This window comes from Burkholderia sp. RF7-non_BP4 (assembly GCF_001521935.1).
GTDB lineage: Bacteria > Pseudomonadota > Gammaproteobacteria > Burkholderiales > Burkholderiaceae > Burkholderia > Burkholderia diffusa.
In genome coordinates this window covers 239310-258285 of sequence record NZ_LOTA01000095.1, presented here as the reverse complement: position 1 = coordinate 258285, position 18976 = coordinate 239310, and the positions used below count along the sequence as shown (strand labels likewise).

At 69.2% G+C, this 18976-nt stretch carries 16 protein-coding genes; 6 read left to right on the top strand and 10 right to left on the bottom strand.

All coding sequences use genetic code 11. The features are described 5' to 3' along the window. Positions 1-142 precede the first annotated feature (142 nt). The 5 genes from WS49_RS31070 to WS49_RS31050 are packed head-to-tail and all read left to right on the top strand — an operon-like array spanning position 143 to position 5297. Positions 143-673, top strand: coding sequence for a hypothetical protein (locus WS49_RS31070; RefSeq protein WP_059452448.1), 531 nt, complete (start codon positions 143-145; stop codon positions 671-673). Beyond that, positions 663-1409, top strand: a complete 747-nt coding sequence (locus tag WS49_RS31065) for a beta-ketoacyl-ACP reductase (RefSeq protein WP_059536609.1) — start codon at positions 663-665, stop codon at positions 1407-1409. The genes WS49_RS31070 and WS49_RS31065 overlap by 11 nt, the downstream gene beginning before the upstream one ends. After that, a complete protein-coding gene (locus tag WS49_RS31060; RefSeq protein ID WP_059536605.1) occupies positions 1406-3232 on the top strand; it encodes a PHA/PHB synthase family protein in 1827 nt (608 codons plus the stop codon). The genes WS49_RS31065 and WS49_RS31060 overlap by 4 nt, the downstream gene beginning before the upstream one ends. After that, positions 3229-4260: a bifunctional enoyl-CoA hydratase/phosphate acetyltransferase gene (locus WS49_RS31055; protein ID WP_059536601.1), complete on the top strand. Its 1032-nt coding sequence runs from the start codon at positions 3229-3231 to the stop codon at positions 4258-4260. Before WS49_RS31060 ends, WS49_RS31055 begins: the two co-directional genes overlap by 4 nt. Next, complete coding sequence (locus tag WS49_RS31050) at positions 4257-5297, top strand: zinc-dependent alcohol dehydrogenase family protein (protein WP_059536597.1); 1041 nt, start codon at positions 4257-4259, stop codon at positions 5295-5297. Before WS49_RS31055 ends, WS49_RS31050 begins: the two co-directional genes overlap by 4 nt. A gap of 72 nt (positions 5298-5369) precedes the next feature. Here the strand turns inward: WS49_RS31050 and WS49_RS31045 are convergent, their stop codons facing one another. Then, on the bottom strand, positions 5370-6773 hold the full coding sequence (locus WS49_RS31045; RefSeq protein WP_059536592.1) for an MBL fold metallo-hydrolase RNA specificity domain-containing protein: 1404 nt from the start codon (positions 6771-6773) through the stop codon (positions 5370-5372). Positions 6774-7039: 266 nt separating this feature from the next. On the opposite strand from WS49_RS31045, the gene WS49_RS31040 reads away from it, so the two are divergent. Further along, entirely contained in the window at positions 7040-7489 is a 450-nt protein-coding gene (locus WS49_RS31040) for a hypothetical protein (RefSeq protein WP_059536589.1), read from the top strand. A gap of 41 nt (positions 7490-7530) precedes the next feature. Here the strand turns inward: WS49_RS31040 and WS49_RS31035 are convergent, their stop codons facing one another. From WS49_RS31035 to WS49_RS30995, 9 genes are all read right to left on the bottom strand, one after another. Next, positions 7531-9021, bottom strand: coding sequence for an efflux transporter outer membrane subunit (locus WS49_RS31035; RefSeq protein WP_059536586.1), 1491 nt, complete (start codon positions 9019-9021; stop codon positions 7531-7533). Then, positions 8999-10084: an HlyD family secretion protein gene (locus tag WS49_RS31030; RefSeq protein ID WP_059536582.1), complete on the bottom strand. Its 1086-nt coding sequence runs from the start codon at positions 10082-10084 to the stop codon at positions 8999-9001. The genes WS49_RS31035 and WS49_RS31030 overlap by 23 nt, the downstream gene beginning before the upstream one ends. Then, on the bottom strand, positions 10081-10785 hold the full coding sequence (locus tag WS49_RS31025; protein WP_179949240.1) for an ABC transporter ATP-binding protein: 705 nt from the start codon (positions 10783-10785) through the stop codon (positions 10081-10083). The genes WS49_RS31030 and WS49_RS31025 overlap by 4 nt, the downstream gene beginning before the upstream one ends. After that, positions 10782-11918 carry an ABC transporter permease gene (locus tag WS49_RS31020; protein ID WP_059452458.1) on the bottom strand — a complete coding sequence of 379 codons (1137 nt, stop codon included), beginning with the start codon at positions 11916-11918 and terminating at the stop codon, positions 10782-10784. Before WS49_RS31020 ends, WS49_RS31025 begins: the two co-directional genes overlap by 4 nt. Positions 11919-11950: 32 nt before the next feature. Further along, positions 11951-12136 carry a DUF2964 family protein gene (locus tag WS49_RS31015; RefSeq protein WP_059536579.1) on the bottom strand — a complete coding sequence of 62 codons (186 nt, stop codon included), beginning with the start codon at positions 12134-12136 and terminating at the stop codon, positions 11951-11953. A gap of 156 nt (positions 12137-12292) precedes the next feature. Beyond that, the gene (locus WS49_RS31010) at positions 12293-13417 is read right to left on the bottom strand and encodes an ABC transporter permease (protein ID WP_059536576.1); all 1125 of its coding nucleotides are present in this window, start codon (positions 13415-13417) and stop codon (positions 12293-12295) included. A gap of 2 nt (positions 13418-13419) precedes the next feature. Beyond that, complete coding sequence (rbbA, locus tag WS49_RS31005; protein WP_059536573.1) at positions 13420-16242, bottom strand: ribosome-associated ATPase/putative transporter RbbA; 2823 nt, start codon at positions 16240-16242, stop codon at positions 13420-13422. Then, positions 16239-17312, bottom strand: coding sequence for an HlyD family secretion protein (locus tag WS49_RS31000; RefSeq protein ID WP_059536569.1), 1074 nt, complete (start codon positions 17310-17312; stop codon positions 16239-16241). The genes rbbA and WS49_RS31000 overlap by 4 nt, the downstream gene beginning before the upstream one ends. Beyond that, entirely contained in the window at positions 17309-18802 is a 1494-nt protein-coding gene (locus WS49_RS30995) for an efflux transporter outer membrane subunit (RefSeq protein WP_059536566.1), read from the bottom strand. The genes WS49_RS31000 and WS49_RS30995 overlap by 4 nt, the downstream gene beginning before the upstream one ends. Positions 18803-18976 lie beyond the last annotated feature (174 nt).

Here is an 18976-nt window from a genome sequence, read left to right as displayed (position 1 = left end):
GAGCAGGGTTTCCGCGTACTTGACTCAGATCAACGGCCCCCTTGCGCGATGCCCGCACAGTGAAGCGGTCGCGATGCCGATCCCGGGCAGGCGGCATGAGGCGGAATGCCAACCCATTGACCGGATCGAAAGAGGAAAGCCGATGAGTACGTACGCTTTGACGACACCGAATGACGTTTGCCGCGCGGGCTGCGATCTCGCGTTGCGCATGGCCGCGCTGAACCGCGACTGGCAGCACGAATGGCATGCGCTGGCGGGGCGGCGCATCGAGCGCGACCGCGACGCGGTCCGTCACCTGCAGCAGGCGCTCGCGGATACGAAGGAGTGGACGGCCTTCGGCGAGGCGACCCGGCAGGTGATGCGCGACTACGCGATGGCGAGCGTCGCGATCTGGCAGGATGCGACCGAGCTGTGCATGCGTGCGCAATACGAGAGTGCCGGCGCATGGCGCACCTGGGCGCGCGAATACGGCGCAGGCGCGCTGTCGCGTTATCAGACCGACTGGCTGCCCGATCTGGAGCGACTGGCCGTGGTCAACGAAGCCAGCATGCCGTGGGCGGAATGGATGACGGCACTGGAGCACGGGATCGAGGACGCGAGCGAAGGGGCGCCGGTTTCCCCCCGCCGCCTGAATGGCACGACCGGCGCACGGGAGAACGACCATGTGCGCTGACCGCGTCGCGTTCGTCACGGGCGGAATGGGCGGCCTGGGCGTCGCGATCAGCCGGCGCCTGCACGATGCAGGCATGACGGTGGCGGTGTCGCACACGGAAGGCAACGACCACGTCGCGACGTGGCTGACGCACGAACGCGAGGCGGGCAGGACGTTCCACGCGTTCGAGGTCGACGTCGCCGACTACGATTCGTGCCAGCACTGCGCGGCGCGCGTGCTGGCCGAATTCGGGCATGTCGACGTGCTCGTCAACAACGCCGGGATCACGCACGACGCCACCTTCGTGAAGATGACCAAGAGCATGTGGGATGCGGTGCTGCGCACCAACCTCGACGGCATGTTCAACATGACGAAGCCGTTCGTGCCCGGCATGATCGCGGCCGGCTTCGGGCGGATCGTAAACGTCGGCTCGGTGAACGGTACGCGCGGCGCCTACGGGCAGGCGAATTACGCGGCCGCGAAGGCCGGCATCCATGGCTTCACGAAGACACTGGCGCTCGAGCTCGCGCGCCACGGCATCACGGTCAACACCGTTGCGCCCGGCTACTTGGCGACCGCGATGCTCGAGACGGTGCCGAAGGAAGTGCTCGACACGAAGATCCTGCCGCAGATTCCGGTCGGCCGCCTCGGCAATCCCGGCGAAATCGCCGAACTCGTCGCGTTCCTGTGTTCCGACGCGGGGGCGTTCGCGACCGGCGCGGAATTCGACGTCAACGGCGGCATGCACATGCGATGAAAGCATCCGTCATGCGCTTGCCGATCGGGCACGAAACGATGCGGCCAACGAGTACGAGCGAACCGGCGTCGCGCTCGGCCGAATGCACGCCGGCCCGTACGTCGCCCGCCGAACAATGGAACCGCGCCGCGCATGCGAACGTGGCCGCGATGACCTTCGGGCTGTCGCCCGTGTCGATGGCGCTGGCCGTGCTCGACTGGGGCGCGCATCTCGCCGTGTCGCCGGGAAAATGCTTCGAGCTCGCGACGCAGGCGTGGCTGGCTGCCGCCGCACCGGCCGCCAGCCAGGGCGAGAGCGAGGGCGAGCCCAACGCGGCCGACACGAGCGGCCTGGCCGTGCACGCGGGGCAGGCCGATCCGCGCTTCGCCGCGCCCGCGTGGTCCGGCTGGCCGTTTCGCGCGTATCGCGACGGCTTCCTGTCGATCCAGCGCTGGTGGCGCGACGCGACGCGCGACGTGCCGGGCGTCGAACGGCACCACGAGGAGCTGGTCGGATTCATCGCGCGACAGTGGCTCGACGCGTGCTCGCCGGGCAATTTCCTGGCGACCAACCCGGTCGTGCTCGACGCGACGATGCGGAGCGGCGGCGCGAATCTCGCGGCAGGCTTCCGGAACTGGCTGGACGACGCGAGCGCGTTGCTCGATCGCACGAGCGGCACGCGCGCCCGCGAGACGCACGGCTATCTGCCGGGACGCGACGTGGCGATCACGCCGGGCCGCGTCGTATGGCGCAACGCGTTGTGCGAGCTGCTGCAATACGACCCGGCGACGCCCGCCGTGGCACGCGAGCCGATCCTGATCGTGCCGTCGTGGATCATGAAGTACTACATCCTCGACCTGCAGCCGCACGATTCGCTGATCCGCTTCCTGGTCGATGCCGGCTACACGGTGTTTGCCGTGTCGTGGCGCAATCCGGGCGCGGAGGCGCGCGAGCTCGGGCTCGACGATTACCTGCGCGACGGGTGCATGGCGGCGCTCGACGCCGTCCGGTCGATCTGCGGCGAAGCCGTCCACGCGGTCGGCTACTGCCTCGGCGGCACGCTGCTGGCGATCGGCGCGGCGGCGCTCGCGCGCGACGGGCGGCAGCACGACGCGTTGCGGTCCGTCACGTTGCTGGCGGCCCAGACCGATTTCAGCGAACCCGGCGAACTCGGCCTCTTCATCGACGCGAGCGAACTGTCCGCGCTCGATGCGCTGATGTGGCGGCAGGGCTACCTGGACGGCGCGCAGATGTCCGCCGCGTTCCAGCTGCTGAACGCGCGCGACCTGATCTGGTCGCGCATGATGAGCGAATACCTGCTCGGCACGCGCACCAAGCCGAACGACCTGATGTCGTGGAACGAGGACACCACGCGCATGCCGTACCGGATGCATACGGAATACCTGACGCGGCTTTTCCTCGACAACGATCTCGCGGCCGGCCGCTACTGCGTCGACGGGCGACCGGTCGCGCTGTCGGATATCGACGTGCCGACGTTCGTGGTCGGAACCGAACGCGATCACGTGTCGCCCTGGCGTTCCGTCTACAAGCTGCATCTGCTCACGCACCACGCGCTGACGTTCGTGCTGACTTCCGGCGGCCACAATGCCGGCATCGTGTCCGAGCCCGGGCATCCGGGGCGCCACTATCGCTGCGCGACGCGCGAGCACGGCGCGCCTTACCGGAGCCGGCACGACTTCGTGAGCGAAACGCCCGCGGTCGACGGATCGTGGTGGACGTGCTGGCGCGACTGGTTGCGCGCGCATTCGTCGGGCGACGTGCCGGCACGCGTGCCGGCCGCCGGCTTCGGCGCGGCACCCGGCACCTACGTGCTCGAGACATGAACATGAACCTGCATCCGGATGTGTCCGTCGGCGCGCGCCTGCCCGGCCTGTTGCCGCGCGCGGACGGCGAACTGCCTGAGCTGATCGCGCGTGCGCGTCATGCGCCACCGCTGACGATGGCCGTCGTGCATCCGTGCGACGCGGCCAGTCTCGTCGCGCTTGCCGCGCTGGATGCGTCGCCGCTGGGCGCGTCGATCGAGCCGCTGATCGTCGCGCCGCGCGCGAAGGTGTCGCGCGTGGCGGACGAGGCGGGCGTTGATCTGGCGAAATGGACGATCGAGGACGTGCCGCACAGCCACGCGGCGGCGGCCCGGGCGGTGGAGCTCGCGGCGTCGGGCCGCGCCGGCGCGCTGATGAAGGGCAGCCTGCATACCGACGAGCTGATGGGGGCGGTCGTCGCCGCGGAATCGGGCCTGCGCACGGACAAGCGCATGTCTCACTGTTTCCTGATCGAGGCGCCCGCCTATCCGCGCCCGTTCCTGCTGACCGACGCGGCCGTCAATATCGCGCCGGATCTCGCGCAGAAGGCGGCCATCACGCAGAACGCGATCGACGTCGCGCATGCGCTGGGCGTTGCGTGCCCGCGCGTGGCCGTGCTGTGCGCGGTCGAGACCGTCAATCCGGCGATGCGTTCGACGCTCGACGCGGCGGCCCTGGCGAAGATGGCCGAGCGCGGGCAGATCACGGGAGCGGTCGTCGACGGCCCGCTCGCGTTCGACAACGCGATATCGCAGCGCGCCGCGCGCGAGAAGGGGATCGATTCGCCGGTCGCCGGCCGTGCCGACATCCTGGTCGTGCCCGATATCGAAGCGGGCAACATGCTCGCGAAGCAACTCGAATACCTGGGCGGCGCCGCGAACGCGGGCGTCGTCGTGGGCGCGCGCGTGCCGATCGTGCTGACGAGCCGCGCCGACGGCGTCGCCGTCCGCGTCGCCTCCTGTGCGCTCGCGGTGTTGCTGGCGCAGGTCCGGCATGACACCGCCCCGATGCCTGAACAGGCCCCCCTTTCGATGGAGGAATCGCGATGAAAGCACTCGTTTACCACGGCCCCGGGCGCAAGGCGCTCGAACGGCGACCCAAACCGGAATTGCAGTCGCCCACCGACGCGATCGTCCGCGTGACGCGCACGACGATCTGCGGCACCGATCTGCACATCCTCAAGGGCGACGTGCCGACGTGCGAACCGGGCCGCATTCTCGGCCATGAAGGCGTGGGGATCGTCGAGCAGGTCGGCGCCGCGGTCGATTCGCTGAAGCCGGGCGATCACGTGTTGATTTCGTGCATCTCGTCGTGCGGCCGCTGCGAATACTGCCGCCGCGGAATCTATTCGCATTGCACGACGGGCGGCTGGATCCTCGGCAACCGGATCGACGGCACGCAGGCCGAGTTCGTGCGCGTCCCGCATGCGCCGACCAGCCTGTACCGGATTCCGGCCGGCGCGGACGAGGACGCGCTCGTGATGCTGTCCGACATCCTGCCGACCGGATTCGAATGCGGCGTGCTGAACGGCAAGGTGCAGCCGGGCTGCTCGGTCGCGATCGTCGGCGCCGGCCCGATCGGGCTGGCCGCGTTGCTGACCGCGCAGTTCTATTCGCCCGCGCGGATCATCATGATCGATCCGGACAGCAACCGGCTCGAGGTCGCGCGGCGCTTCGGCGCGACCGACTGCTTCGACGGTCGCGATGGCGACCCGGTGGCGGAAGTCATGAAGCTGACCGACGGCGTGGGTGTGGATTGCGCGATCGAAGCGGTCGGCATTCCGGCGACGTTCGAGATGTGCACGTCGCTCGTGGCGCCCGGCGGGGTCGTCGCGAACGTCGGCGTGCACGGCGTCAAGGCCGACCTGCACCTCGAGAAGCTGTGGGATCGCAACATCTCGATCACGACGCGGCTCGTCGACACGGTCAGCACGCCGATGCTGCTGAAAACCGTCGGCGCCGGGCGCCTCGATCCGGCGCGCCTGATCACGCACCGGTTCTCGCTCGACGACGTGGAACGCGCGTACGACACGTTCGGGCGCGCCGCGCAAACCAACGCGTTGAAGGTCATCATCGAAGTCGGCTGATCGCCGGGCCGCGCGTGACGGGAATCGGGAGCCGCCGCCTCCCGTCACGCGCGGCGGGCGTTTCGCCCGCAGTCAGGACGACAGCGCGGCAGGTTCCTGCGTGTTGTTCGATTCAACCTCGTCCAGATCGACGCACTGCTCGTAGGTCGGCACCTCGCACCGCCAGTGCAGACGCTCGGCGATGCGCCGGCGCATCGCATCCGCGGCAGCGGGTTCGCCATGCGTGACGAACGTCCGCGCGGGCGGGCACTGCATCGTGCCGAGCCACTTCAGAATCTCTTCGTAGTCGCCATGGGCCGACAGCGTCGTGATCATCTCGACCTGAGCGCGCACGCGGACGTACTCGCCGTGAATCTTCACCGTCGGCTCGTGCGCGGCCAGTGCCGCCCCGCGCGTGCCGGCGGCCTGGTAGCCGACCAGCGCGATCGTGTTGCGCGCATCGGGCGCATAGCGGGTCAGGTGATGCAGCACGCGCCCGCCCGTCGCCATGCCGCTGCCGGCGATGATGACCATCGGGCCGTGGTGGTCGGCGATCGCCTTCGACTGGTCCACCGACCGGATCATCGTCGCCGCGTGGCCGAGCGCGTTCGCCTCCGAGACGGTCAGGCGGTGCTCGAGGATATGGTGACGATAGATCTCGGTCACGTCGGTTGCCATCGGGCTGTCGAGGAACACCGGGACGCGCGCCATGCGGCCGGACGCCTTCAGCCGCGCGATGTAATGCAGGATTTCTTGCGCGCGGCCGACGGTGAAGCAGGGCATCACGACGACACCGCCACGCGCGAAGGTCTTGTCGAACATCGCGGCCAGTTCGGCTTCGGGATCCGACGCCGGATGCAGCCGGTCGCCGTATGTCGATTCCACGACCAGATAGTCCGCATGCGCGGGCGGGCGCGGCGGCTGCATGATCGGGTCGTGATACCGGCCGAGGTCGCCCGAGAACGCGAGCACCTTGTGATCCCAGTGCATCACGACGCTCGCCGCGCCGAGGATGTGCCCGGCCGGCAGCAGGCGGAACGACAGGTTGCCGCCCAGCGCCGTGCATTCGTCGAAGGCGACCGGCTTCAGCAGGCGCAGCGCGCGCTGGGCGTCGTCCAGCGTGTAGAGCGGTTGCGCCGGATGATGCTTCGAGTAACCGTGCCGGTTCGCGAAATCGGCTTCCTCCTCCTGCAGCCGCGCGCTGTCGCGCAGCATGATGTCGCAGAGTTCGGCCGTGGCCGCCGTGCAGTACACCGGCCCGCGATAGCCTTCGCGCACCAGCACCGGAAGATAGCCGGTGTGATCGACATGCGCGTGCGTGAGCACGACCGCGTCCAGCGTGTCGGGCGCGAACGGCAGCGCTCGCCAGTTGCGCAGCCGCAGGTTCTTGGTCCCCTGGAACAGGCCGCAATCGACCAGGACGCGCCGGCTGCCGTGCTCGATCAGATACTTCGAGCCGGTCACCGTTTCGGTCGCGCCGAGAAATGTCAGTTTCATGAATTGCCTCATCGGGAGTCGACGGAACAGTAGGTCGATTACATCCCGAACGCGCAAGCGGCGGTTGACCGAAATCAGGGATTGCAGGATCGCCATGCCGGCCGGGCGAGATTCCCGGACGGCGTGCGGTTTGACGACGATCAACCTCGGGCCCCGGCGGCGGCGGGATAGTGATTTCGTGCGCGCTTGCGGCGTCGTGATCCCGTTATCCGCGCATGCCGTGCGCGCCGCGCGTAGCGGCATCAGTCTTTCGGGATAAACCCATCATGACGTTGATCGCCAATCTGGATGGTGCCGGGCACCTTTACCGGCTGTGCTTCGTCCGCTCGCCCTGGGCGTGGTTTACCTGCTTGCCGCTCGACGAGCAATGCGGCGAGCGCTGGGCGGACGTGCCGTACCAGAATGCCGCGAAACCGCCGTACAGCGATTCGCGCGCGCAATTGCTGCGGGTCGCGTTCGACGCGCCGGGTCTGTTGCCGCCCGAGGCCGGGCGGCACGGGCACGCGTGGAGCGTCCAGCAGATCAACCACGGCGCGGCGCCATGGCTGCGCAGCGAGGATTTCGTCGACGCGCTGACGCTGACCGTGCCGGCCGGGGCGACGCTCGCCACGTTCGTCGAACGGATCGAGGCCGCCGGCGGCACCGTCTACGGGCCGCTCGGCTGGGCTGAATTGCCGCCGTGGCAGCGGCCCGACGTTGCGGCGCAGACGGGCTGAACGGGGCTAAACGGCGCTGAATGCCCGTGCGGTGCGGTTTGTCAGCCCGCGTCGCCCCAGCCGCCGCCGAGCGCGACGTAGAACGCGACCGTGTCCTGCAGCCGCTGCGCGACCGTCTGCAGCCATGCAATCCGCGCCTGATGGTATTGCACGTCGGCGACCAGCAACTGGACGTAGCCGGCGATCCCCGCGTCGTAGCCGGCCTGCGTGAGCGTCAGCGCGTCACGCGCCGCGGCCATCGCGCGCGCCTGCGCATCGAGCGCCGCCGCGTCGTTGGCGAGCGCGCGCAACGTGTCGGCCACCTGCGAGAACGCCGACAGGACGACCTGGCGATAGGTCGCATCGGCTTCGTCGTACGCATCCTGCGCGGCGCGCCGCTGGTTCAGCAGCGTGCCGCCGTGAAAGATCGGCGCGGCGAGCCCGGCGCCGACACTCCATGCGCGGCCGGCCGGCGCGAACAGCTTGCCGGCGACGACGCTTTCGAACCCGCCCGACGCGGACAGCGTGAGGTTCGGATAGAGCGCGGCCGTCGCGACGCCGACCTGCGCGCTGGCCACGTGCAGCTGGGCTTCGGCCTGCAGGATGTCGGGGCGGCGGCGCACCAGCGACGACGGCGCCGTGTCGGGCAGGCTGGCGGGCAATTCGATCCCGTCGAGCGACAGGTCCGGCGTGCGCCAGTCGACCGGGTAGCGGCCGGCCAGCAGCGCGAGCAGATCGTCGGCCTGCGCGCGTTTCTGGTCGAGCGCGGGCAGCGTCGCCTCGAACGACGCCCGCTGCGCTTCCAGCGTCAGCACCGCGACGTAGGCCGCCGCGCCGGCCGTCACCTGCGCGCGCGTCAGGCGAATCTGCTCGTCGAGCAGGCCGATCATTTCGCGGGTCGCCGCGGCTTCGTCGCGATAAGCCGCGCGCGCGACCATCGTATTGACGACGTTCGCGGTCAGCATCAGATAGGCGCCCGCCAGCGCTTGCCGTTGCGCATCGACGTCGGCCGCGAGCGCTTCGACCTGGCGCCGTTCGCCGCCCCACAGGTCGAGCGTGTAGCTGACCGTCGCCGACAGCGTGAACAGGTTGAAGATCGACGCCGGCAACGCCTGGCCGGTGCGCAGCGGCGTGGCGCGCTGGCGCGACGCACCGGCCTGGGCATCCACCTGCGGAAAGAAGATGCCCTGGCCGGCCCGCAGCGCGTGCTCGCTGCGCCGCAGCGTCGCTTCGGCGAGATCGAGCGTCGGGCTGCCGGTCAGCGCTTCGGCGACGGTCGAGTCGATCGCGCGGCTGCCGAAGCGCGTCCACCAGTCGCGCGTGAGCGCCGCCTCCGCCGACAACGCCTGTGTCCTGCCACCGCCGCGCCAGGAGCCGGACGCCGCGCCCGGATCGTCGGGCGGCACGAAGTGCGCGACGCGCGGCGCGGGCGGCGGGACGAAATTCGGCCCGACCGTGCATCCGGTGAGCAGCCCGGCGACGGCCAGCGCGCCGGTTCCGCGGCGCAGCGCGTGCGCGCAACGGGCGCCGTTATTTGCCTGCGACGTAGACATCGACGATCTGCCCGGGAAACAGCCGCACATTCCTGTTCGGCACGATACGGAAAATGACCGGCAGCACGCGCACGTCGACGCGCTCGGTGCGCTGGTCGGACAGCTCGATCTTCGGCGTGACGTACGGCTGCACGCGCACGAACTGAAGATCGGCCTCGACCGACGTGCCGCGCACGAACATGTGCGCCTTCAACGCATGCAGATCGGGGAGCTGGTGGATCAGGATTTCGTCGATGTAGCAGCGCACCTGCAACCGGTCGACCGGTGTGCCGAGCACCACGACCGGCGTGCTGCCGCGCGTATAGGTGTCGTACAGCCCCTGCGAGGTCAGGTAGGCCCCGACGGCCGCGTTCATCGCCAGAACGGTGCCGTCGGCCGGCGCGCGCAGCGTGTAGCGGGCGAGCAGGGCGGCCGCCGCATCGGCCGCGCGCCGCAGCGCGATGGCCTGTGCTTGCTGGTTGCGTATGTCGTAGCTCCACGCGCCGGCCTTGGTCAGACGATACTGCCGCGTCACGACCTCCAGATTGGCCGCCGCGACGCGCACTGCGTTCGCGGCGGTGTCGAGCGCGTCGCGGCTGACGGCTTTCGGATCGATGTCGTATGCGTGCCGCTGCTTGTCGTACTGATCCTGCGCGAGCTTCAGGCTCGCCTGTGCGGCCGTGGTCTGCGCACTGGCCACGTCAAGCACCTCGCGGCGCGGCTGCGCCTTCAGCTCGTCGAGGAGCGCGGCTGCCGCGTCGGCCTGCGCCGCGAGCTGGGCGGCGGTCGCGCGTTGCACCGAGTCGTCGATCGTCAGCAGCGCGTCGCCGGCCTTCACCGGATCGCCGTCGTGCACGAGGATGCGCGTCACGGCGCCGGAGACGTCCGGATAGACGTTCACGTTCGCGCCGGCCGGCTGCTCGCTCTCGACGATGCCGTTTGCATAGACGCCGCGTGCGTATGGATTGGCGGCCGGCTTGAATACCGGCGGCTGCGGCGGCTCCTGGCGGCTGTAGACCCACGCAGCGACGACGCTTGCCAGGAAGCCGAGCAGGGCCGCCACGAACACGAGCCGGTGTTTCATCGCGCACCTCCGCGCTCGATGCCGTTCAGCTTGCCGTCTTCCATTCGCAGGACGCGATCCGCGTACTCGAAGATCCGCGCGTCGTGCGTGACGATCACGATGCAGCGCGTGTCGTTGAGCACCTCGTGCTTGACGAAGTCGATGATCATGCGGCCCGTGTCGCCGTCGAGCGACGCGGTCGGTTCGTCGAGGATCAGCAGGTCGGGCTGGCTGACGATCGCGCGCGCGATCGCGACGCGCTGCTGTTCGCCGCCGGACAGCTTCACGGGCGGCAATTGCGCGCGGTTCGCGAGGCCGACCACGTCCAGATACGCGTGCGCTTCCTTGATCGCGTCATCCCATGGGCGGCGCCTCAGGATCAGCGGGATCGCGACGTTCTCGGCGGTCGTGAGCCGCGGGAACAGGTGATAGTCCTGGAACACGAAGCCGATCCGGTTCAGCCGGAAATCGGCGATCGCGTCGTTCGGCTGCGCCCACAGGTCGACGCCGTCGATCGACACCGAACCGCCGTCCGGCCGGAGGATGCCCGAGATCACGCTGAGCAGCGTCGTCTTGCCGCTGCCGGAAGGCCCGACGATCAGCAGCATCTCGCCGAAGTTCGCCTGCATCGACACGTCGCGCAATGCCTGCGTGCGCGCGTCGCCTTCGCCGAACCACTTGCTGACGCCGCGCGCGTCGATCGCGATGCCGGCCATCGTCAGCCCCGGAAGATGTCAAACGGCTCGATGCGCAGTACGCGCCGCACGCCGAGATAGCTCGAGATCGTCGCGATCACGACCACCATCCCGAACGCGAGCAACAGGTTGCCGTACGTAACGAGCGCCGCATAGTCTGGAATCCGTAGTTTCGCGAGGCTGATCAACAGCACGCACAGCCCGACGCCGATGCCGTAGCCGGTCAGCGCGGTGAACGTGGCTTGGAACAAAATCATCGCGACCAGCTCGCGGCTTTTCGCGCCGATCGCCTTCAGCGCGCCGAATTTGTCGAGGTTCTCGAGGATGAACGCATAGAACGTCTGCCCTGAAATCGACAGGCCGATGATGAAGCTGATGATCGTCATCAGCATGATGTTGGTGCCGAGCCCTGTCTCGTACTTGTAAAAACGCGAGATCTGCGCGATGAATTCGTCGCGCGTGTACGCGCGATAGCCGAGCGATTGCACGACGGCCTTGATGTGGGCGATGTCCGCATCCGACTTCGGCTCGACGAGGATGTACGAGGTCGTGAAGCGCGGCGACGGAATGTAGCGGATCGCGCGGGCGTACGTGGTGTAAAGCGTCGGCGTGCCGAACAGGCCGCTCGCGGCGACCTTCGCGATGCCGACGATCACGCCGCGATGATCGTTCAACTCGAAATCGGTGCCGACGGACGGATTCTCGAGCTTCCGGAACTCGGGGTCCTGAATCGCGATGAAGCCGTTTTCCGCGTAAATGTCCTCGATGCGGCCCTGCAGCATCGTCGGGCGGCCGAGCAGGCTGGCGTCGTCGAGGCCGACGACCGTCACGGCCTGGTAGGTGCCGGAGCGCAGCTTGACGAGCGCGCCGCCGGAATAGAGCGGCACCGCATACTTGACGCCGTCGATGCTGCGCACGGCGTCGAGCACGTAGTCGGGCATGCCGATGCTGTTCGCGATCGTCTTCACGGCCGGGTCCATCACCCAGACCTTCGCGCCGATGTTGATGACCGACGCCGACGACTTGTTCAGGATGCCGGCGAACAGCGACGTCATCTCGATCATCAGCAGCACCGAGAACGTGATGCCGACGGTCAGCGCGGTGAATTTCGCGCTGTCGTTGACGAGCAGCTTGAACGCGAGACGCAGAATGCCGTTCATGATCGCGAAGCCAGCGCGTCCGGTCCGTGCCGCTATCGCCGGGAGGCCGCCGGATCCAGTTGCGCGACGAACGCGACGATGCCCGACACCAGCGCGATGATCGCGTACGGAACGACCGGCGCGTCGATCAGCATCGCGTGCACGACGCCCAGCAGCGAGGCGAGCGCGATGAACACGCAGAGCGTCGCGAGCGCGCTTCGGTATGGCAGACCCATCATGACGTTCTCCCGGGAAGCGGCCGCCGTGGACGGCGTTGCCGTCGACGTCGCTGCCGCTGGTTGCGCAAGACATGGCGTCATGATCGCGTGCCGCGCTCCGGCACGATTGATCTGTATCAACGGACAAATCCCGGCGTCACGGGCGCGACGCGCCGGTCAAGTCATCTGACCAATCGTCTTGCGGAATCGCGTCAGCGACAGCAGGAACAGCACGCAGCCGATCGCGAACAGCGCGGCGAACTGGGCCCACACCGCGTCGAGCCCGGCGCCGCGATACAGGATGCGCTGCGCGAGTTCGACGAAATGGGTGGTCGGCGCGGCCAGCATGATGTCCTGCACGACGGGCGGCATGCTTTCGCGCGGCGTCAGCCCGCCCGACAGCAGTTGCAGCGGCAGCAGCACGAGGACGAGCAGCATGCCGAACTGCGGCATGCTGCGCACGAGCGTCGCGAGAAAGATCCCCATCGACGTCGTCGCGAACAGGTGCAACGCCATGCCGGCCACGAACAGCGGCACGGACCCCGGAATCGGCACGTGCAGCGCGCCGCCCACGACGAACGTCAGCGACGCGACGGCCGCCGCCGCGACGACGAGCCCCATCGACCAGACCTTCGCGAGCATGATTTCCGCGGCGGTCACCGGCATGACGAGCAGATGCTCGATCGTGCCGTGCTCGCGCTCGCGAATCAGCGCGGCCCCGGTGAGGATCATCGACAGCATCGTCACGTTGTTGATCAGCTCCATCAGCGCGCCGAACCAGACTTCGTCGAGATTCGGGTTGAAGCGCATCCGCATCGCGAGATCGACGGGCGGCAACGACGTGCCGCGATGGCGCCGCACGAAGGCGTCGATCTCGCCCGCCACGATCTGCTGGATGTAACCGCCGCCGGTGAACGCCTGCGTCATGCGGGTCGCGTCGACGTTGAGCTGGACCGTCGCGTGGCGGCCGGCGAGCACGTCGCGCTGGAAATCGGGCGGAATGTCGAGCGAGAACGTGTAGTCGCCGTCGTCGAGCCCGCGATCGGCCGCGCCGGCGTCGACGATCGGCGGCGGCGCGAACTGCGGCGGGAAGAACGCCGCCGCGATGCGCGCCGACAGCGGCGACGCATCCTCGTCGACGATCGCGATCGGCACCTTGTGCAGCGTTTCCGGGCGGGCGGTGGCGGCGACGTAGATCGACGCGCTGAACGTATAGACGATGAGCGCGAGCAGGATCGGGTCGCGAGCGAGGCTCCACAGTTCCTTGACCCCGAGCCGGAAAATGACGAGCAGGCGCGACATGGTCAGCGCTCCTGCTTGCGCAGCAGCACGCCGGTCATGACCAGGATGACCGGCACGGCCGCGAGCATCGGCCAGAACTGCGACGACAGGTCGGCCAACCCGAGCGCCTTGTTGTAGACGCCGCGGCTGATCGCGAGCATGTAGGTGGCCGGATAGACGGTGCCGACCCACTTGCCGCTGCCCTCGAGCGACGACAGCGGCGTGAGCAGGCCCGAGAACTGCACGACGGGAATCAGCGTGCCGACGATCGTCATGAAGATCGCGGCGATCTGGCTGCGGGTAAACGTCGACGCGAACAGCCCGATGCCGGTGGCCACGACGTTGAATATCAGCACCGCGGCCGCCAGCGTCGCGAAACTGCCCTTGATCCGCACGCCGAACACGACGTCGGCCAGCACGACCATCAGCAGGAAGTTCAGCATCGCCAGCATGACGTATGGCGCCTGCTTGCCGAGCAGGAATTCGGCCCGCGTGACGGGCGTCACGTACAGGTTGACGATCGACCCGAGCTCGCGTTCCCGCACGACGGCGAGCGCCGTCAGCATCGCGGGCAGCATCAGCAGCAGCATCGGCATGATCGCCGGAATCATCGCCGGCAGGCTCTTGACGTCGGGGTTGTAGCGATAGCGGATCGCGATGTCCACGGCCGGGACGAGCGACACGCCGAGCCGGCGCTTCGCCTGGTCGCGCAGCCAGTTTTCGTGCATGCCGGCCACGTAGCCGCGGATCGTCTCCGCGCGCATCGGCATCGCGCCGTCGACCCATGCACCGATCTCCACGCGCCGGCCGCGCGCCACGTCGCGCGCGAAGCCGGGCGGGATCTCGAGCGCGAGCGACAGCTGGCCGTTGCGCATGCGGCGCTCGATGTCGCGGTCATCCGCGAGCGGCGCGCGCGGCACGAAATAGCGGGAACCGGCGAGATTCTGCGCATAGTCCTGGCTCAGGATCGACTGATCGCGATCGAGCACCGCGAACGTCAGGTTGTCGACGTCGAGGCTGATGCCGATGCTGATCACGCACATCAGCACGAGCGAGCCGAACAGCGCCAGCGTCGCGCGCAACGGGTCGCGTCGCAGTTCCAGCACCTCGCGCCACAGATAGCTGCCGGCGCGCGCCGGGCTGAACCATGCGGCCGCATGGCCGGCGCCGGCCGCGGCGGGCGGCGCGGCGAGCCAGCCGGCGTCGGACGGCGCATCGGCCGTCGCGCCGTCCGTGCCGCCCGCGTCGTCCGCTTTCTGCGCGTCGGTCAGGTAGCCGATGAACGCGTCCTCGAGCGTGGCCGCGCCGCGCAGGCGCATCAGTTCCTCGGGCGCGGCGCTCGCGAGCACGCGGCCCGCATGCATCAGCGAGATGCGGTCGCACCGCGCGGCCTCGTTCATGAAGTGCGTCGAAATGAAGATGGTGACGCGATCGTTGCGCGCAAGCTCGATCATCAGCCGCCAGAAGTCGTCGCGCGCGACCGGATCCACGCCCGAGGTCGGCTCGTCCAGGATCAGCAGCTCGGGCTTGTGCACCATCGCCACCGCGAGCGACAGCCGTTGCCGCATCCCGAGCGGCAGGCGCTCGGGCAGCGCGTCGAGGGCGTCCGCGAGCCCGAAGCGCGCGACCATTTCGGTCACTCGGGCGGGCACATCCGGTTCCGGTACGCCGAACAGGCGCGCGTGCAGCACGAGGTTCTGCCGGACGGTCAATTCGCCGTAGAGCGAAAACCCCTGCGACATGTAGCCGACGCGCCTGCGCGTGTCGATGTCGTTCGCGGCGATCGGCCGGCCGAACAGCGTCGCCGTGCCTTCCGACGCGGGCAGCAGGCCGGTGAGCATCTTCATGGTCGTCGACTTGCCGCAGCCGTTCGAGCCGAGAAAGCCGAAGATTTCGCCGCGGCGGATCTGCAGGCTCACATGGTCGACCGCGACGAAATCGCCGAACCGCATCGTCAGCCCGTCGGCCTCGATCGCGTAGCCGGCCACCTGGTCGGGCTGAAACGGCGCGATCGCGACCGGCTGGTGCCCGCGCCGGCGGGCCTCCGGCAGCAACGCGATGAACGCGGCTTCCAGCGTGTCGCAGCCGGTGCGTTCGAGCAGCTCGTCGGGGCTGCCGGTTGCCAGCACGCGGCCCGCGTCCATCGCGATCAGGCGGTCGAATCGGCGGGCCTCGTCCATGTACGCGGTGGCGACCAGCACGCTCATCGCCGGGCGGGCGGTGCGAATGCGTCCGATCAGCTCCCAGAACTGCGCGCGCGACAGCGGATCGACGCCGGTCGTCGGTTCGTCCAGGATCAGCAGGTCGGGGTCGTGGATCAGCGCACAGCACAGGCCGAGCTTCTGCTTCATGCCGCCGGACAGCTTGCCGGCCGGGCGATCCAGGAACGGCTGCAGGCCGGTGCTGCGCGTCAGCGCGTCGATCCGGCGGCGGCGCTCCGCGGCATCGTGGCCGAACAGTCTCGCGAAGAACTGCAGGTTTTCCTCGACCGACAGCGTCGCGTAGAGGTTCCGGCCGAGGCCTTGCGGCATGTAGGCGATGCGCCGGCATACGCGCGCGCGATGGCGGCGCGACGACAGGTCGCCGTCGAGCGTCCATACGCGGCCCTGCTGGATCGCGCGCGCGCCGGACACGAGCGCGAGCAGGCTCGACTTGCCGACGCCGTCCGGCCCGATCAGCCCGATCATGCGGCCGGCGGGGATGTCGAGGGTCACGTCGTCGAGCGCGTACTTGTCGCCGTAGCGCAGCGAGACGCCCGACAGCCGGGCGACCATGCGCGGATCGCCCGACACCGGCGAACCGTCGATCGATCCGGCGTCGGTCTCGACGGGCGTCGTCGCATTCATTGCGGCACCCTGATCGCGAGGCGATCCGGCCAGCCCGCGTGCGGGTCGGTCTTCAGCCACGCGACGCCCGGCAACCCGGTCTTCACGAGTTTCAGGTGGCGCTGCAGCAGATCGCGATCGATGCGCGCCTTGACCCGGAACATCAGTTTCTGCCGCTCGGTGGCCGTCTCGACCGTCTTCGGCGTGAACTGCGCGGTGCTCGACACATAGGACACGCGCGCCGGAATCACGAATTCCGGCGCCGCATCGAGCACGATCCGCACGTCGGCGCCGAGCGGGACCCGGCCGACGACCGCTTCGGGCAGGAAGAACGTCATGTAGACATCGGACAGGTCGACGACGTTGAGCACCTTGCCGCCCGCCGGCAGGACTTCGCCCGACTCGGCAATCCGGTACTGGACGCGCCCGTCGCGCGGCGACGTCAGTTCGCTGTCCGAGATGTCGGCCCGCACGCGCGCCACGGTCGCCTGCGCGGCCGTCACGGCCGAGCGCGCCGCGACGAGCTGGGCCCGCGTTGCGTCGACGGCGGCCTGGGCCGCTTCCACCTGGGCGCGCGCGGCGTTCACGGTCGCGCGCAGGCTGCCGGCGCGCGCGCGATCGTCGTCCAGCTCCTGCATCGACGACGCACCGTCGCGCGACAGCGTTTCGGACCGCGCGAGCCGCCGCGTGGCCGCGTCCAGCTCGCTTTCCCGTTGCACGACGACGGCCGCGGCCGCGGCCTTGTCGCTGCGGCGCTGCGCGACCTGCGCGTCGATGCTCGCCGCGGTGTTCACCGCCTGTTGCTCCCGCGCCTGTGCTTCGTCGAGCTGCGCCTGCAGGACGACGACGTCCATGCGTGCGAGCGGCTGGCCGGCCGTCACGAAGTCGCCTTCGTCGACGAGCATGGCGGTCACGCGCCCCGGCAGCTTGGTCGCGACGTCGATTTCGGTCGCCTCGATGCGGCCGTTGCCGCTGACGAGCCCCGCATCCGTCTGGCCGTCGCGCCAGCGCGTCCACCCGTAGTACGCGAGGCCGATCGCGAGCACGGCCGCACCGGCACCGATCAGAAGAGGGCGCGGGATGGTTTTCATGGTGTGTTGTCCGAGTCTGTCGAAAGGGGAGCCGTTGCGGCGGCAGTCTTGCCGGTGTCGATCACGCCGCCGCCGAGCGCGCCGTACAGCGCGACGCGGCTCGACAGCAGCGCACGGCGCGTCATGACCCATTGCTGCTCGGCGTTCATCAGGTCCCGTTGCGCATCGAGCACTTCGAGGAAGCGGGTCGCCCCGCTGTCGTAGCGCAGCTTCGCGAGGCGTGCCCGCTCGGCCTGCGACGCCAGCGTGGCGCGCTCGATGGCGACCTGGTCGGCGAGCCAGTGGCGCGCCGCGAGCGCATCGGACACGTCGCGGAACGCGCGCTGCAGCGTCTTCTCGTACTGCGCGAGCGCTTCGTCGCGTTGCGCGTGCGAGAGCGCGAGATTCGACCGGTTGCGGCCGCCGTCGACGAGCGGCAGCGTGACGTTGGGAATCACCGACCACACGCCCGTGCCGGACGACAGCAGGTCATGCAGCGCGGTGCTGCCCGAGCCGATCGCGCTCGTCAATGCGATGCGCGGAAAGAATGCCGCGCGCGCCGCGCCGATGTTCGCGCGGGTCGCCTGCAGTTCATGCTCGGCCGCGATCACGTCCGGACGCCGGGTCAGCAGCGACGACGGCAGGCCGGGGGCGAGCGACGGCAGCACCGCGCCGTCGTCGAGCGCGAGCGGCGTGGCGGCCAGCGCCGGCGGCGCGCCGACGAGCAACGCCAGCGCATCGGCCGCCGTCGCGCGGGCCTGCTGCAACTGGACGCCGAGCGATTCCGCCTGCTGCAGCAGGATTTCCGATTGCGTCAGGTCGAGGCGCGAGATCGCGCCGGCCGCGTGACGAAGCCGGAAAATCCGCAGCGATTCGCGGCGTGTGTCGATCGTCGCGCGGGTGAGCGCGATGCGTTCGTCGATCTCGCACAGGGTCAGATAGGCATCGGCTACGCCGGTGACGACACTCAACGTCACCGCCTGCCGGGCCGCGTCGCTCGCGAGGTAGCGCTGGAGCGCCGCCGCTTTCAGGTTGCGCACGCGGCCCCAGAAATCGATCTCCCATTGCGTCTCGGCCAGCTGCACTTCGTAAATCTGGCCGATGACGGGCGTCGGAGTGAGGAAGCCGCCCGGCGTGCGAAACCGTGCATAGGCCGCGCCCGCACCGATCGTCGGCCATTGATCCGCGCTGCGGATGCCGTAGACCGCGCGCGCCTGCTCGACGCGTGCCACCGCCGCGCGCAGATCCCGGTTGTTGGCGAGCGCCTGCCCGATCAACGCGCGCAGGCGTGCGTCGACGAAGTAGGCCTGCCACTCGGGCACGGGCGCCGCCGGTGTCGCGTCGGCGGAAGGATCCGGAAAGGATGCGGGAATCGGTGCGGCGGGACGCTCGTCCGGCGGCGCAAGCGACAGGCAGCCCGACAGCAGCACCATGCCCGCCGCGAGCGCGACGGCACGCATGCGCCGCACGACGGCAGGATGAAAGCGAACGGGAGGCGCGGCAGCGCGCATGGGATGCCTCGTCGAATACGGGAATGCGGGAATACGGGATGGCGCCGCCCGCCAGGCGTCGCCGCTTCGGATTCACTTATATCCGACGATTACAGGGTTTCCCCTTGATCTGTATCACTCGGGCGGGAATGCGTTTCGAGCGGCCCCTCGCTTGACGCGCGTGTCGCAGCGTGC

Coding starts and splice junctions, on each gene's coding strand:
- WS49_RS31010 (WP_059536576.1), bottom strand. CDS start 13,417: ATGTCGCGCCTGCTCGTCATTTTCCGGCTCGGGGTCAAGGAACTGTGG.
- WS49_RS31060 (WP_059536605.1), top strand. CDS start 1,406: ATGAAAGCATCCGTCATGCGCTTGCCGATCGGGCACGAAACGATGCGG.
- WS49_RS30995 (WP_059536566.1), bottom strand. CDS start 18,802: ATGCGCGCTGCCGCGCCTCCCGTTCGCTTTCATCCTGCCGTCGTGCGG.
- WS49_RS31020 (WP_059452458.1), bottom strand. CDS start 11,918: ATGAACGGCATTCTGCGTCTCGCGTTCAAGCTGCTCGTCAACGACAGC.
- WS49_RS31045 (WP_059536592.1), bottom strand. CDS start 6,773: ATGAAACTGACATTTCTCGGCGCGACCGAAACGGTGACCGGCTCGAAG.
- WS49_RS31015 (WP_059536579.1), bottom strand. CDS start 12,136: ATGATGGGTCTGCCATACCGAAGCGCGCTCGCGACGCTCTGCGTGTTC.
- WS49_RS31065 (WP_059536609.1), top strand. CDS start 663: ATGTGCGCTGACCGCGTCGCGTTCGTCACGGGCGGAATGGGCGGCCTG.
- WS49_RS31055 (WP_059536601.1), top strand. CDS start 3,229: ATGAACATGAACCTGCATCCGGATGTGTCCGTCGGCGCGCGCCTGCCC.
- WS49_RS31000 (WP_059536569.1), bottom strand. CDS start 17,312: ATGAAAACCATCCCGCGCCCTCTTCTGATCGGTGCCGGTGCGGCCGTG.
- WS49_RS31035 (WP_059536586.1), bottom strand. CDS start 9,021: ATGTCTACGTCGCAGGCAAATAACGGCGCCCGTTGCGCGCACGCGCTG.
- WS49_RS31030 (WP_059536582.1), bottom strand. CDS start 10,084: ATGAAACACCGGCTCGTGTTCGTGGCGGCCCTGCTCGGCTTCCTGGCA.
- WS49_RS31050 (WP_059536597.1), top strand. CDS start 4,257: ATGAAAGCACTCGTTTACCACGGCCCCGGGCGCAAGGCGCTCGAACGG.
- WS49_RS31040 (WP_059536589.1), top strand. CDS start 7,040: ATGACGTTGATCGCCAATCTGGATGGTGCCGGGCACCTTTACCGGCTG.
- WS49_RS31070 (WP_059452448.1), top strand. CDS start 143: ATGAGTACGTACGCTTTGACGACACCGAATGACGTTTGCCGCGCGGGC.
- rbbA (WP_059536573.1), bottom strand. CDS start 16,242: ATGAATGCGACGACGCCCGTCGAGACCGACGCCGGATCGATCGACGGT.